Annotated in this window: 9 protein-coding genes and 2 pseudogenes; 7 read left to right on the plus strand and 4 right to left on the minus strand. The window is 62.9% G+C overall.

Annotated elements, in window-relative coordinates; translation table 11 throughout:
* Window positions 1–2: 2 nt before the first annotated feature.
* Window positions 3–971 carry a homoserine kinase gene (locus VGH98_25420; protein ID HEY2379348.1) on the minus strand — a complete coding sequence of 323 codons (969 nt, stop codon included), beginning with the start codon at window positions 969–971 and terminating at the stop codon, window positions 3–5.
* 348 nt (window positions 972–1,319) lie between these two features.
* Between VGH98_25420 and VGH98_25425 the strand changes: the two genes are divergently transcribed.
* From VGH98_25425 to VGH98_25435, 3 genes are all read left to right on the plus strand, one after another.
* Window positions 1,320–4,475, plus strand: a complete 3,156-nt coding sequence (locus VGH98_25425; protein HEY2379349.1) for a SusC/RagA family TonB-linked outer membrane protein — start codon at window positions 1,320–1,322, stop codon at window positions 4,473–4,475.
* Between the two features lie 3 nt (window positions 4,476–4,478).
* Window positions 4,479–5,957 (plus strand): RagB/SusD family nutrient uptake outer membrane protein, encoded by a 1,479-nt coding sequence (locus tag VGH98_25430; GenBank protein ID HEY2379350.1) that lies wholly within the window; start codon window positions 4,479–4,481, stop codon window positions 5,955–5,957.
* A gap of 102 nt (window positions 5,958–6,059) precedes the next feature.
* Window positions 6,060–6,854: a carboxypeptidase-like regulatory domain-containing protein gene (locus VGH98_25435; protein ID HEY2379351.1), complete on the plus strand. Its 795-nt coding sequence runs from the start codon at window positions 6,060–6,062 to the stop codon at window positions 6,852–6,854.
* A gap of 116 nt (window positions 6,855–6,970) precedes the next feature.
* Here the strand turns inward: VGH98_25435 and VGH98_25440 are convergent, their stop codons facing one another.
* Together VGH98_25440 and VGH98_25445 are read right to left on the minus strand one after the other, a co-directional pair.
* On the minus strand, window positions 6,971–7,798 hold the full coding sequence (locus tag VGH98_25440) for a hypothetical protein (protein ID HEY2379352.1): 828 nt from the start codon (window positions 7,796–7,798) through the stop codon (window positions 6,971–6,973).
* Window positions 7,799–8,083: 285 nt separating this feature from the next.
* Complete coding sequence (locus VGH98_25445; protein ID HEY2379353.1) at window positions 8,084–9,967, minus strand: ABC transporter ATP-binding protein; 1,884 nt, start codon at window positions 9,965–9,967, stop codon at window positions 8,084–8,086.
* Between the two features lie 81 nt (window positions 9,968–10,048).
* Here VGH98_25445 and VGH98_25450 point away from each other — a divergent pair, with 81 nt between their 5' ends.
* The 4 genes and pseudogenes from VGH98_25450 to VGH98_25465 all read left to right on the plus strand — a co-directional run bounded on the left by VGH98_25450 (window position 10,049) and on the right by VGH98_25465 (window position 13,388).
* Window positions 10,049–11,401 carry an APC family permease gene (locus VGH98_25450; protein ID HEY2379354.1) on the plus strand — a complete coding sequence of 451 codons (1,353 nt, stop codon included), beginning with the start codon at window positions 10,049–10,051 and terminating at the stop codon, window positions 11,399–11,401.
* A 286-nt stretch (window positions 11,402–11,687) separates the two neighbouring features.
* Window positions 11,688–11,882: pseudogene (locus VGH98_25455) on the plus strand (hypothetical protein).
* Between the two features lie 27 nt (window positions 11,883–11,909).
* A pseudogene (locus VGH98_25460) lies at window positions 11,910–12,106 on the plus strand (hypothetical protein).
* 973 nt (window positions 12,107–13,079) lie between these two features.
* Window positions 13,080–13,388 (plus strand): hypothetical protein, encoded by a 309-nt coding sequence (locus tag VGH98_25465; GenBank protein HEY2379355.1) that lies wholly within the window; start codon window positions 13,080–13,082, stop codon window positions 13,386–13,388.
* Between the two features lie 63 nt (window positions 13,389–13,451).
* On the opposite strand, the gene VGH98_25470 is transcribed toward VGH98_25465, so the two are convergent.
* Window positions 13,452–13,697, minus strand: a 246-nt coding sequence (locus VGH98_25470) for a hypothetical protein (GenBank protein ID HEY2379356.1), incomplete at its 5' end; no start/stop codon positions are given.

Below are 13,697 nucleotides of genomic sequence, written 5' to 3' on the forward strand. Positions count from 1 at the left end.
CGTTACAGGATGCGCGCGCCCTGCGGATCGATCCGCTCGACGCGCGCGCTGGCACGAACGCCGCGCGATCCGTACGCCGCACACATCGCCTCGGCGACGCGCGTCGCCGTTGCGTCGTTGGGCGCGAACGCGAAGCTCGTTGGGCCCGCGCCTGAAATCGAGCACCCCGCCGCGCCTGCCTCGAGCGCCGCTGCCTTCGCCTCTCTGAACCCGGTTAGCAGCGGCGCGCGCACCGGCTCGGCGATGCGATCGTCAAGGGCACGGCGCAAGAGATCGAGATCACCGCTTGCGAAGGCGGCGACCATCGCGGCGATGTTTGCACTCTGCTGAACGAGCAGCGCTCGTTCGATCGACGACGGCAGGAGCGCGCGCGCCTCGGCGGTCCGAAAGCGTTGCTCGGGATGCACGAGCGCGACGCGCAGTGTCGTCGGGAAGGGAAGGCTGACGACATCGAGCGGGTCGACCGATCGGACGAGGACGAGCCCTCCGACCAATGCCGGCGCGACGTTGTCGGCGTGTCGCCCCGCGACCGTTGCCTCGGCGTCGAGCGCCGCGGCGAGCAGCGCCTGCGCGTCGAGGGGTGCGCCGAGGAGGGCATTCATCGCGACGGCACCGGCGACCGCGGACGCGGCGCTACCTCCCTGGCCGCCAGCGAGCGGCAGGCCTTTGGTCACGTGCATAACGAGTCCCCGATCCAATCGCACCCCTGCCGCGCGCACGACGGCCATCGCCGCGATGGCGGCTGCATGACGCGTGGGGTCGTTGGGGAGCTCGGGGTGTCCCGCCTCGACGATCCGGAGGGGTGTTTGGGACGATTCGTCACTGAACGCCAGCTCGACGACGTCGCCGCGCCCGGTAAGAGCACAGCCAAGCACGTCCAGTCCCGGACCGATGTTGCCGATGCCGCCGGGTGCGTACACGCGGACGTGTGGCCCGGGCGACTCGTTAGCCATCGATGACGCGCGCTTCACGCGAAGCAGAATCGTGAGGGTTCAATGGGGCGAGACGGCCCCAAACTACGCGATGAGGTACTTCCGTCACATGCATTGCCGGTTCGACTCGTTGGGATCTCACTTGACCTAACTCCGCCTCACTAATACCTGCTCATCCTTCTTGACAGCCTACTCGCGGCGTGGAGATTCAGCGCGATTCGGCGATGATGCCGCTCGTGATGCCCAACGCCGCATAGCGCTTCCTGCGAGCCGTTTCATCACGACGTCTCTCCCCGCGCTGTTACGTCGCGTTAGCGCGTGTACAAACACGGCTGATGCCAGGACCGACAGAAGGGTAGCGAACTCTCACCACGCGAGGTGCTTTCCGTGCGTCACACACTAGCATCGCTCGTCGTATTTCTCGCTCTCGCGCCGACCACCGTGGTTGCCCAAACGCGAGAGATCACTGGCAAGGTGACAGAGTTCGGCAGCGGTGTGCCGGTCACAGAGGCGACCATCGGCGTTGTTGGCGCTCAGATCGGCGTTCGCACGAATGATCGTGGCGAATATCGAATCCGCGTTCCGGAAGCTGAAGTGACCGTCCTCGCCCGCGCGATCGGCTACAAGCGACAGTCGGTGCGCGTTGTCGCCGGTCAAGCGACCGCGGACTTCGTGCTCGAGAAGGACGTCCTGGAGTTGGAGGGCGTGACGGTCACCGGTCAGGCGACGACAGTCGATAAGCGAAACGCCTCCACCGCAATCTCGACCGTGTCGGCAGAGGAGCTCATGGTGGCGCCCGCGAAGTCGATCGAGGCGCAACTCTCTGGCAAGGTGATTGGCGCTGCCATCTACGAGAACAGCGGCGTTCCCGGGGGCGGCATGCAGATCCAGATCCGCGGCGCGACGTCGATCCTCGGACAGGGCGATCCGCTCTATGTCGTGGATGGCGTCATCGTATCGAACGCGTCCGTCGCCGGCGGTCTCGCCTCGATCACGCACTCGAGCGGCTCCTCCAACTCCAGCCAGGACCAGACCGTCAATCGACTCGCGGACCTCAACGCCAACGACGTCGAGAGCATCGAAGTTCTGAAGTCCGCGGCGGCAACGGCGATCTATGGTTCCCGCGCGACGAACGGTGTCGTTGTGATCACGACCAAAAAGGGGAAGGCAGGCGCACCGCGCTATGATGTGACCGAGCGCATGGGCCAATCTCAAGCGACGCGGCTGCTCGGTTCGCGGACCTTCTCGAGCTACGCCGATGGCTGCGGGCCGACCTACAGCGCCGCCGATCTCGGGACGTGCGCAAACGGCGCCGTGAAGCCGTGGCTCGGCGGCAATCTCACCGCCGATTCGATCGCGCGCGCCAATTGCACGCCGCAGTGCGCCAAGTATGACTGGCAGGGTGAGCTCTACGGTCAGACCACTCCGTCGTTCGAAACACTGGCCACGTCCTCTGGCGGCATCGGCAACACGCGCTATTACGCCTCGCTCAACGATCGGCAGAACCACGGCGTTCAGATCAACACCGGTGCGCGACGGACGGGCGGACGGTTGAACATCGACCAGACGATCGGCGACAAGATCACGCTCAGTGGCGGCGTCGACGTCACGCACAGCTTTGTCCAGGACGGCATCGGCAACAACGAGAACTCCGGCACGAGCCCGACCTACTCGTTCGGCTACTGGCCAGCGATCTACGATCTGCGCCAGATCGATCCGACCACCGGTCGACTGATCAAGATGTATATGGGCGGCGGCGGCTCGGCGGCCTCGAATCCGTTCGAAGTACTGGCGGATATCAAGAACAACGAGGACACGTGGCGCCAGCAGGGGAACGTCCGCCTCGGCTACTCGCTGTTGTCGAGCGGGACGAATACGGTGCAACTGACGTACATCGGCGGCATCGATCGGTTCCAGTTCGAGGGCAATCAGTACTCTCCGAACTTCCTGCAATTCGAGCCGGCGGACGGATTCCTCGGAACGGCGCAGGTCTCGAACTTCGACAGCCGGTTCCTCAATCAGAGTGTGAACGCGGTCTGGACGTACACGCCGACGTGGCGCTGGCTGAATTCGGCGCAGTCGTCCATTGGCGGCACGATCGAGACGCAGTCTACAAACAATTACTTCGTGCGTCAGCGTGGTCTTACCCCGACGCGCGAAGCGGTGCGAAACGGCACCGACATTCTCACCGGCGACACGTTGACGCAGTTCGTCGACCAGTCACGCTACTTCAACGAGCAGATCATCGCGTTAGGCGAGCGCCTCTCGCTCGCGGTGGGTGCGCGCGCTGACCGCAGCAGCGCGAACGGCGATCGGGACAAGTACTACTTCTTCCCGAAGTATTCGGCGAGCTATCGATTCGTCGAGCCGCTGTCGCGCTTCACGTCGGCCATCGACGAGTTCAAGCTGCGCGCATCCTACGGGCAGTCGGGCAATCGGCCCAACTACGGCGTGCGCGATATCACGATCTCCTCTGGCGGTGTCATCGGTGGCGCGGGTTCGCTGGTTGCCTCATCGTCGGTCGGTAACCCGGCCATCAAGCCTGAAGTGATGAACGAGTTCGAGTATGGGTTCGACGGGGCGCTGCTGCGTGGTCGCGTTGCCGTCGAGGCGACCCGCTACCAGCGAGTCATCAAGGATCTGCTCGTGAATTTCCCGCTTGCACCAAGCTCCGGTCTCACGCAGCAGACGATCAACGGCGGGCAGATGTCGACGCGGGGCATCGAAGCGGGAATCACACTCGTTCCGATCAATCGGCCCAATCTCGAGTGGACGTTCCGGACGACTTATCAGAGCAACGTGCAGATAGTCGACAAGCTGTCCGTGCCTGCCTTCGTCGCACCGGGTGGATCGTTCGGCTCATCGTATGGCCGCAACCGTATCGCGGTGGGCGTGCGTCCGACGTATATCTGGGGCAACCTGCGCTTCAGCTGCATCCCGACTACGAATGGGAGCGGCCAAGTGGTGATCGGTACGGGAGCCGACGGGCAGCCATGCCATCGGCTCGCACCGGGAGAAAGCGTTGCCGGGGCGACGGTGCGCGATTCGATCGTCGCGGATGCAAATCCGCGCGGATACACGTCGTTCCTGAACACCGTGCGCTACAAGCGCCTGTCGGCGACGGCACTCGTCGATTGGCGCGTCGCGGGCTACACGTCGTCGATGACGAAGAACCTCTGGGACGAGGGCGGCAATTCGCGCGACTACGACAAGCCCTCACCCGATCCGACGATACCGCTCGGAGAGTTTCGTTATGCAAACTTCGCGAGCGGTAACATCACGCCGTACATCGAAGCGGGAACGTTCGTGAAGCTGCGCGAAGTGAACCTCACGTACCAGGCCCCGCAGCGGTGGGCGGAGCTTGCGCGTGCTCGTGAGCTGCGCATTTCGGTGCAGGCTCGGAACCTCGCGATGTGGACCAACTACTGGAGCTTCGATCCCGAGTTCAACAACTTCGGCAACCAGAACTTCAACCGCTTCATCGACCTCGCGCCATATCCCAGCAACCGGCAGTTCTACTTCAGCCTCGATCTCGGGTACTGAGCCATGACACGCATACAGATTCCAATGCGCACAATGCTCGGCGCCGCCGTGCTGGCGATCGTTGTCGGCGCCTGCAGCAACAGCGATCTGAATATCAAGAATCCGAACAGTCCGGACGTCACCGGTGCGACGGCCGATCCGACCGCGTTGCAGCTCCTGGCGACGGGCTTGCTCGTCGACCAGCGCGGGCAGCGGTCCGGCTTCATCACCAACGCCGGTGTTCTTGGCCGAGAGAGTTACACGTTCACGCCGACCGAAGGACGCAACGTTACGCATCCGCTCATCGGCATCGTCGTGAATGGCGTGCAGAAGCTGGATCCCACGGGGTTCGCGACGGGACCGTGGGGCGGTGATTACGGCACGCTGCGGGACATTTACAACTTCAAGAACAGCGTGAACAAGCTCGCGACGCTCACCCCCGCGCAGAAGTCCGCCGCGTTGGGCTTCGCCGAAACACTCGAAGCCTACATGCTGTTCGAGATCGTGCAGACGCATGATACGTTAGGCGGAATCACGGAGGTCAAGGACGACCCCAAGGCGCTCGCGCCCTTCGTGTCACGCGATTCGATGTATAAGTACATTCTCAACACGCTCGACGATGCGACGGCAAAGCTGGCCGCGGGCTCCACGGCGTTCCCGTTCACGCTGCCGTCGGGATTCGCCGGCTTCAATGCGCCGGCCACCTTCAAGCAGTTCACCCAGGCGCTCAAGGCGAAAGCGTCGACTCATTATGCCACGGCCGGCGGTGGTGCGACCGCGTGGCAAGCTGCGCTCACCGCCCTCGGCAATTCGTTCCTGAATTCCGCGGCGACATCGCGTGCCGCGCTCGATGCCGGCGTCTACGACACGTACGCTCCGTCGCCTGATACGCCCAATCCACTGTCCCAGGCGACGAACACGAATTTGTATGCCCACATGTCGTTCCAGTCCGACGTGCAACTCAAGGCGGACGGCGTCACACCGGACGATCGATACACGGCCAAAATTCGAACTGGGCTGCAGTCGCGTCAGGGTCCGGTAACGTCTGCCGGTCCAACGACCGGATCGTCGACACTCGGCTTCGGCATCTGGCCGACGGTGTCTTCGTCCATTCCCATCATCCGGAACGAGGAGCTGATCCTTCTTCGTGCCGAAGCGAAGCTGGCGACGGGCGATCCGGCTGGAGCGATCGCTGATCTGAACATCGTGCGTCAAAACTCCGGCGGTCTCCCAGCGTCCACGCTGACGGCCGCGTCGACCACCGATCAGATTCTGACGGGCATACTGTACGAGAAGCGCTACTCGCTCATGATGGAAGGCGATCGCTGGATCGACTACCGTCGCTACGGCAAACTGAATCTGCTACCGCTCGACGTCGCGTCGGGTCCGAACAAGAACTTCGTTGCAATCGTGAATCCGATCATTCAGGGGGAGTGTCTCGTGCGCGTCGGCCTCACCGGCGCTATGCTTGGGCCCAATGGTCTCAACGACTGCGCCCCATAGCGGCGGCGCGATCGGCGGTTAGGATATCTGAACGAAGCCGGAGGCCGAGAAGCACTACGGCCTCCGGTTTCGTCTCGGAGGGAGTCTTCAGTCGAGGATGTGATGATGCGTAGCACCGTTTCTCCGGTCCTGTCACTGGCACTCGCGATCGCGCTCGCGGCGTCGCGCCTCGGCGCGCAAGTGATCGTGAGTCCCGTGCAGGGGCAGGGCACCATCGACGGCCTGGTGAGCGACACGAGTATGGCGCCGCTCCATGCCGCGTTCGTCTCGATCGTCGGTACACCGATCCGTGTGGGCACGGGGCCTAACGGGAGATTCCGGATTACCAAACTCCGACCGGGTCAGTATCTGGTGATCGTGAAGCGCGTTGGCTACCGGCCCACGTCTGGTATCGTCGACGTTGCCGCGTTTGATACCGCACGGCTCTCGTACACCCTGGAGCCGATCGTCACGACGCTGGCGACGGTGACGGTCAGCGAGAAACCATTCTCGATTCGAATGGGCGAATTCCTCGCTCGACGCAAATTGGGCATGGGCGAATTCATGACGCAGGAGGAGATCGAAGCGAAAAACACGGTCTACGCCACCGAGCTCTTACGGTCGTTCAAGACGATCAATGTCTCACCAAATCGTTCGAGCGTGCTCACGGAGTGGTACGCACTCAGCTATCGCGAGGGTGCAAATCCGAGCCTTGGCGCGTGTCCAATGACCGTGTATCTGGATAACGTCGCCCTTCCGACGCCATTCAATCTCGACCTGCTGCCGTCACCGAAGGACTTGGGTGCGATCGAGGTGTACTCTGGACCTGCGACAACACCGCCGCAGTTCGCCGGTTTCGATCGCGGCTGCGGAGTGATTCTCGTGTGGACGCGAGACGGCAGTCCGTCGAGCCCCTAGGCGTTCGCCGGCGCCGCCTCGATCCGGTGAAATACGGCGGCGCCGGCGATGGAAAATGTTGCGGACGCATCGTGATCCAGACACGACGAGATCTTCAGACGCACTGGCGCGTTCGACTACGGCGTAGAACCGGCAGGCTTGGTCGGGGATCCGGTGACCGGGTTAAATTCGCGATTCCCATTGCAGTAGTTGCGACTGTAGTAGTACCAGTTAGGAACCGGGACGTAGTACGGATCCATTGTCTGGAAGTAGGCGTTCGGAGCCCACGTCAGCTCCGTGTACTTCTCGGGATACGTCGTCACCTCGACGCCGAACGGATAGTCTGCGACAAAGCACGGTTGCTTGAACGTTAGGCCGCCGTCAGCTCCCCACGCCGGCCCCTTCGTGAGCACCTGACCACTGACGCCAGTCAGTAGCTTACCCGCCATGTCTTTCACCTCTACATATACAAACACCGTCCGTATGTCCACCGTTAGGGTCGTGCTCAGGTCGGGCGTGTTGTCGCCCTCGGCAGCGAGGCCAAATCCGGCGCCGCAGTAGTTGTAGAGGCCTGCGCAGGCGCTGTAGTACCAGCGATAGTGTACGGATCCCGCGTTGCCGAGCACCGTCGCATGCCAGATGGCTGGTCCACGACATCCACGGATGAACAATGGACCGTCAACCTTCACGGCTATGCTCGTATCCGATGCGGGCGTCGTGCTCTCCGCGTGCGAACCGCCCACGGTGGAGCACAGTGGAATGAGCGTCGAGTCCACAGTGGGACTACCCGGTCCAGTGCTTCCATCACATCCAGGTTGGCTTGGATCGTCCGAGCACGGCACCTTCAGGAAGGCGCTGCCACTCTGACGTATCTCTCGACGCGGAGCGGCACCGCGATCGGCGGCGCAGGCAACGATGAGGCCAACGGCGACGGTGAGCGCGAGGACTGTGGCGTGTCGATGCATCGCTCTACCTCCAGGTCTGCACGTCATCCGCCAGCTGACGCGCGTGGGGGATTCACGGAATGAGGGAGCTCACCACTAAAGGGCCAGGATTAGAACGCTCTAATCTTAGAATCCTTTAATGAAGGAGCTGCTGATACGGCGCGGGGCCGCTGCAATGATGGCATCCCGCGCTGGCGGCGCGCGAGCATGCCGCAAGACACAGGCCGAAGGCTAACTATTGGCGGCCGTGTGTGACGCGCCGATGACGCTCACTCGTCAGGCGCGCCGTACGTAGGTCACCGCAACTCACCGGTACCCCGACGCCTGCATGTCGAACAGCTCGGCGTACAAGCCGCCGCCAGTGACCAACTCCTCGTGCGTCCCCTGCTCCGTGATCGTGCCATTCTGCAGCACGATGATTCGATCGGCCATGCGCACCGTCGAAAAACGATGCGAGATGAGAATCGCCATGCGGCCGCCGATCAGCTCCGCAAAGCGGACGAAGACCTCGTACTCGGCGCGCGCGTCGAGCGCCGCCGTCGGCTCGTCGAGGATGAGTAGCTGCGCATCGCGCATGTACGCGCGCCCGAGCGCCACCTTCTGCCATTCGCCACCCGAGAGATCGACGCCCTGCTCGAACCGGCGGCCGAGCATCTGCCGATAGCGTGCGGGAAGCCGCGGCAGAAGCGATGCCGCCAGCGACCGCTCGGCGGCGCTCGCGACCGCCGGATGCGGCTCGATCGTCGCGTCGTCGGCCCGAGGTGCCTGGTCGAGATATTCGCGCGCGCTGTCGATCTCGCCGACGGCAATGTTCTCGTCGAAGCGCATGTCGTAGCGCACGAAATCCTGAAAGATCACGCCCACTGCCTGTCGAACCGACGCGAGATCGTAGTCGCGAAGATCGCGCCCGTCGAGGAGAATGCGCCCTTCCGTTGGATCGTAGAGACGGCTGAGCAGTTTCACGAGCGTCGTCTTGCCGGCACCGTTGAGGCCAACGAAAGCGACGCGCTCGCCAGGCGTGAGCGTCAAGTTGATGTGCCTAACGGCCCACCGATCGCTTCCGGGATACGAGAACCCGACGTCCTCGAAGACGAATCCCTCACGGACCGGCCTCGGTACCGGCGGAGCGCCCAGCCGAGCCGTGATCGTCGGCTTCATCTCGAAGAAGGTGAAGAGGTCCTTGAGGTACAACGCTTGCTCGGCAACCGAGCTCACGCCCAATAAGAGACTTTGAATCGAGCTGCGTCCGCGTTGGAACGACCCCGCGAGGAAGGTGAGCGTTCCGACGCTGATTGTTCCGAGGACCGCGCGGACGAGCATCAGGACGTATGCGGCGTAATATCCCGCCGTGCCGAGCAACGAGAGGAGAGCGCCGATTCCGGCTCTCTTATATGAAAGAATCCTGTTCTCGTCATAGAACAGATCCGACAGCTGCCGGTACCGGCCGATGAGCCACGGCGCGAGACCGAAGATCTGTACTTCTTTTGCAGTCTCGACGCTCGCGCCCACGTAGCGCAGGTAGTCGAGTTGTCGGCGCTCGGGTGTTCGGCGAAAGAGGAGGGAATACTGGAGCGACGCGAAGTGCGCCTCGCCGACGAGGGCCGGCAGGGTCGCGATCACGAGAAGGAAGAAGAGCCACACGCTGAACGCGAGGAGCGCGGCGCTGAGCGTCATCATCGTCAAGCCATCCTGCGCGAGGCTCAGCACCTGCGCGAGCAGACCGATTCGCCCCGTGGTGTTGCGTCGCGCCCGCTCGAGGTGATCGTAGAATTCGGGATCCTCGAACTGCGCGAGGTCGAGCGTCGCCGCGTGCTCCATTAGCCGGATACTCATCCGGTTGGTGAAGAGATCACCGAGCAAACCTTCGACGAGCTGGGAAGCGCGGCCGAGCGCGTCGCTACCGACGGCGATGGCGAGCTCGATGCCGACGAGGAGGGCGAGTCGCCGCCAATTCGGTGCCGCGCCGCGCGCGCGAATCACTTCATCGATAATGAGCTTGCCGATCCAGAGCGTCGCGACGGGCACGAACGCGCGCACGACGCGGAGCACCGCCGTCGCGAGCGTCAGGAGGCGATCGGTCTGCCAGACCAGGACGAGCAGCGCCGGCACGTACCGCATCGCGGCGAATCGCTCGCGCCAGGTGAGACGTTCGGGCTTGCCGTTTGTCGTCGGATGTCGTGGAGCAGTCATTTGTGGTGTAAGCTACTCCCCGCTCGCGAATGGGTAGCTGCTCGAACAGGTAGGCCGGCGCAAGGTGATAGTTTATCGCCCATGCTCAAGCGCACGCTGACGACGCTTCCGCTCGTTTTCATTCTCTACTTCAGCACCTCCGGCGGCGCGTTCACGACGGAGACGCTGGTGCACGAGGTCGGGCCAGGGCTCGCGCTGCTCATTCTGTTGCTCGTGCCGCTCGTGTACTCAATCCCGGAGGTACTGATCGTCGGCGAGCTCGCGAGCATGCTGCCGCTCGAGGGTGGTTACTATCGCTGGGTGCAGCGCGCGTTCGGCCAATTCTGGGCATACCAGAACGGCTGGCTCACCTGGATGTACTCGCTCGTCGACATGGCGATCTACCCGGTACTGTTCAATCAGTATCTGGCGTACTTCGCTCCATCGTTAGGCAGAGTGGAACGCTGGATCGTCGCCCTGCTCGTTATCTGGAGCGCGACCGCGATCAATCTCCGTGGCGCGTTCCGAGTCGGCCGCACGTCGGTGATCGCTGGCCTCTTCGTCATCATCGGGTTTTTCACGCTGGCGCTCGCCGCCCTGCCGCACATGACGCACATCCCGTGGCAGCCGTTCGCGGCACCGGGACAGAACGGTCTCGGCGGCCTTGCCGTCGGCCTCTCGATCGCACTCTGGAACTACATTGGCTGGGACAACGCATCCACCGCGCAGGGTGAGGTCCGCGACGCCTCGCGAACGTATCCACGCGCGCTCGCCTTTGCGCTGCCGCTCGTCGTCGCCAGCTATTTCGTACCGCTGCTGCCCGCGTTAGGCGCAACGGATTGGCGGACGTGGACCGAAGGCGGCTGGCCGGAAATCGCGCAAAACGCCGGAGGCTCCGTCGGCCACGCGCTCGCCATCTGGATTGCCGTCGCCGGTATGGTCAGCGCGTTGGCACTGTTCAATGCGCTGCTCCTCAGTTATTCGCGCGTCCCCTTCGCCATCGCCGACGACGGGTATCTTCCGGCGCCCCTCGCGCGAACGGACAACAACGGCACGCCGCGCAACGCGGTGCTGGTCTCCGCGATCGTCTACTCGGCGTTTGTCCTCATTCCCTTCGGCAGCCTCGTCGTCGCAGATGTTCTCCTGTACTCGCTCGCCCTTTCGCTCGAGTTCGCGTCGCTCGTCATGCTCCGTCGACGCGAACCCGACTTGCGCGGTGCATTCCGCATTCCCATCGGCGCCAACGCCGTCACCGCGCTCGCCGCATTGCCGATGCTCGTGCTGCTGGTCGTGATCTTCCTGTCGTTCCGCGACGGCGAGTACGGCCTCCCCGCGCTCATCGGCACCGCCGTCGCGATCGTCCTCGGCCCTCTGACTTTCTATGTGTCTGCTCGCTTGCGCGCTGACACATCAGCGCGCGCCAATACCGCTACCTCCCTGGAGCCGCCGCTTTAGTTCCGGTGTTTTAGATCTGTCCTCCTCACGCTGATCGTCTCACGAGACGGACCCTCCCTGCGCCAATTGTTAGGTTTGGATCTTCCGGGAATTTCGAGATGATTGCGCTTTGCCAGAGTGGCCGCTGACACCACTGACACGACGCTAACGCTAACACCACTGACGGGTGGAGTTGACCCGATTTGGTGGACACCTCAAATAGTGCTTCGAGGAGGTGTTCATGTCGACAAAAGGAAAGCGCCCGCGGCAGCATACGTCTGAGTTCAAGGTGGAGGTAGTGCGCCTGATGCGAGATCGGTTGGCCACGGGGGTGAGCTTACAGCGCGTGAGCGAAGAACTTGAACTCGGCCCCGATCTGCTCCGCGTCTGGGCCAAACAGGTCGCGGCGGCGCCTAACGGCGCGACGCCGAAGCAGATTTTTCCGGGTCCCGGCCGGCGGCGCGGGTATACGGAAGTGCGGACCGCCGTGCCCGATCTGCGCCCGCTCACCCCCGAGCAGGAACTCGCGCGCTTGCGCCGCGAGAATGAGCGCCTGCGCCAGGAGCGAGACTTCTTAAAAAAAGCGGCGGCGTTCTTCGCGAAGGAGTCGCGGTGAAGTACGCCTGCATTGCCCAGCATCACGGGGACCGGGTGCCGCGCGAGCAGCGCTATCCAGTGCGACTCATGTGTCGGGCGCTCGAGGTCTCCCCCTCGGGCTTCTACGCCGCCCAAACCCGCGCGCCGAGCGCCCGCGTCCAGGAGGATCAGCGACTCCGCCTCGCTCCTTTGTCAGCGGTTTCAGCGCCGTGTCAGTGGCCTCAGCGGCCTCTCCCGATGCCAGTGCTTCGCACGGTTCCCAGAATTTCCTGAAGAACCCAGTACAGTCCCGTCGATCCCCGCCGCGAACTTCGTGGCGGGACTGCGCGTGAGGACTGTCTCACGAGAGAGACACTCGACCTCCAATTGTAAAATTTCTCTGATCGGCACTTGACACGGTGCCTAACGTCTCCGAGACGAAAAATCATATGCGGCAAGAGCTCCGCTCACGACGTTCTTTCGCGGTCAGTTCCTGACGCAAGCAACCGCATAGCGAGTTGCCTGAGCACGCGCAACATCAACGATCATTAGTAGTTACACAATCTCCGCGATCGCATGCGTAGGGTTAGACTCGCGCTCGGTCGTGAGACGTCGTGACGCCCGCGGAGTGCTCACGCATTCGACGGCGGTACGCACCGCCCCTTGCGCAAAATGCCTATATATAGGGGGACGAGAGACGCGGTTTTGATCGTGACCGACGCTCCTCGATCACGAACTCGTTTCCCGAACGCTCACAGTTCGTTCGGCACTTCGATGCGCTTACCGCGAGATGTTCGTTGCGTCGTCTGGCGGCGCGAGTCTCGCGAGCGAGGGCGGCAGAAATTGCCTCTTGCGTCAATGGCCGGTTTTTGCGTTTAGCCCATGCCCATATAGCGGGAAGAAGCAGCGATGTTCTCGCCACGCGGTCTCGTGCTGATGTCCCGCCGATCGCGGATTCCCACCTTGTAGACTCGTTGCGCGACCGCCGAGAAGAGTTCGCGTTCGGCGATTCGACGAGCTGCGCCGACGAGTTAGAAGCTCGTACCGCGAGCGTTCAAGCCGTGCCGGTCACGAGGCGCATCGCGACGCCGCAATGTGCGGATGGCCCGAGAGGATGAAGCCTGTGACGCGCGAACTGAGACATGTACAACCGCCTCGCACGTTCGTTTCACTTGATCATCAGCTCAGCCACTCGTATCACGACACCGCCAAGATCGAATTGAATCGCGTACCGCGAGAACTGAATCGTGCACAGGAGAGACTCCGCGTCGTCCCGAAGGAACTCAAGCTCGTCGCGGGCGAATTGATGGCTGTCCAGATGAAACGAAGAGCAGTGCCGATCGAATTGATCGGTGTGCAGACCAGTTTGCAGCTCGTCCCGCTCGAACTGATCGGTGTACCGAGAGAATCATTCGTCGTGCCGGAGGAATGAACGGCCGTCCACCAGGAAGTGGTCATCGTCCAGCACGGATCAACAGCCGTCCAGAAGAGATGATCATCGGTCCAAACTGAAGTGGCTGCTGCGCCGCAAAGATGCGACGCTGTCCAGCAGGGATGCGAAGCTGTCCACCAGGGATGCGCGGCTGTGCCGCATGAATGCACACGCGTCCAGATGGCATGCACACGCGCACAGATCGCATGCAGACGTGTCCAGGGCGAATGGACGCCTGTCCAGGGTGAATGCACACGCGTCCGGATGCAATAGCGCGGCGTCCCGCTCGAATTCTCCGCCGTTCAGAGT

The organism is Gemmatimonadaceae bacterium (assembly GCA_036496605.1).
GTDB lineage: Bacteria > Gemmatimonadota > Gemmatimonadetes > Gemmatimonadales > Gemmatimonadaceae > AG2.

Bases quoted from the DNA above. Each gene is read 5' to 3' on its own strand.
- VGH98_25435 (HEY2379351.1), top strand. From the start codon at position 6,060: ATGATGCGTAGCACCGTTTCTCCGGTCCTGTCACTGGCACTCGCGATC.
- VGH98_25430 (HEY2379350.1), top strand. From the start codon at position 4,479: ATGACACGCATACAGATTCCAATGCGCACAATGCTCGGCGCCGCCGTG.
- VGH98_25440 (HEY2379352.1), bottom strand. From the start codon at position 7,798: ATGCATCGACACGCCACAGTCCTCGCGCTCACCGTCGCCGTTGGCCTC.
- VGH98_25445 (HEY2379353.1), bottom strand. From the start codon at position 9,967: ATGACTGCTCCACGACATCCGACGACAAACGGCAAGCCCGAACGTCTC.
- VGH98_25450 (HEY2379354.1), top strand. From the start codon at position 10,049: ATGCTCAAGCGCACGCTGACGACGCTTCCGCTCGTTTTCATTCTCTAC.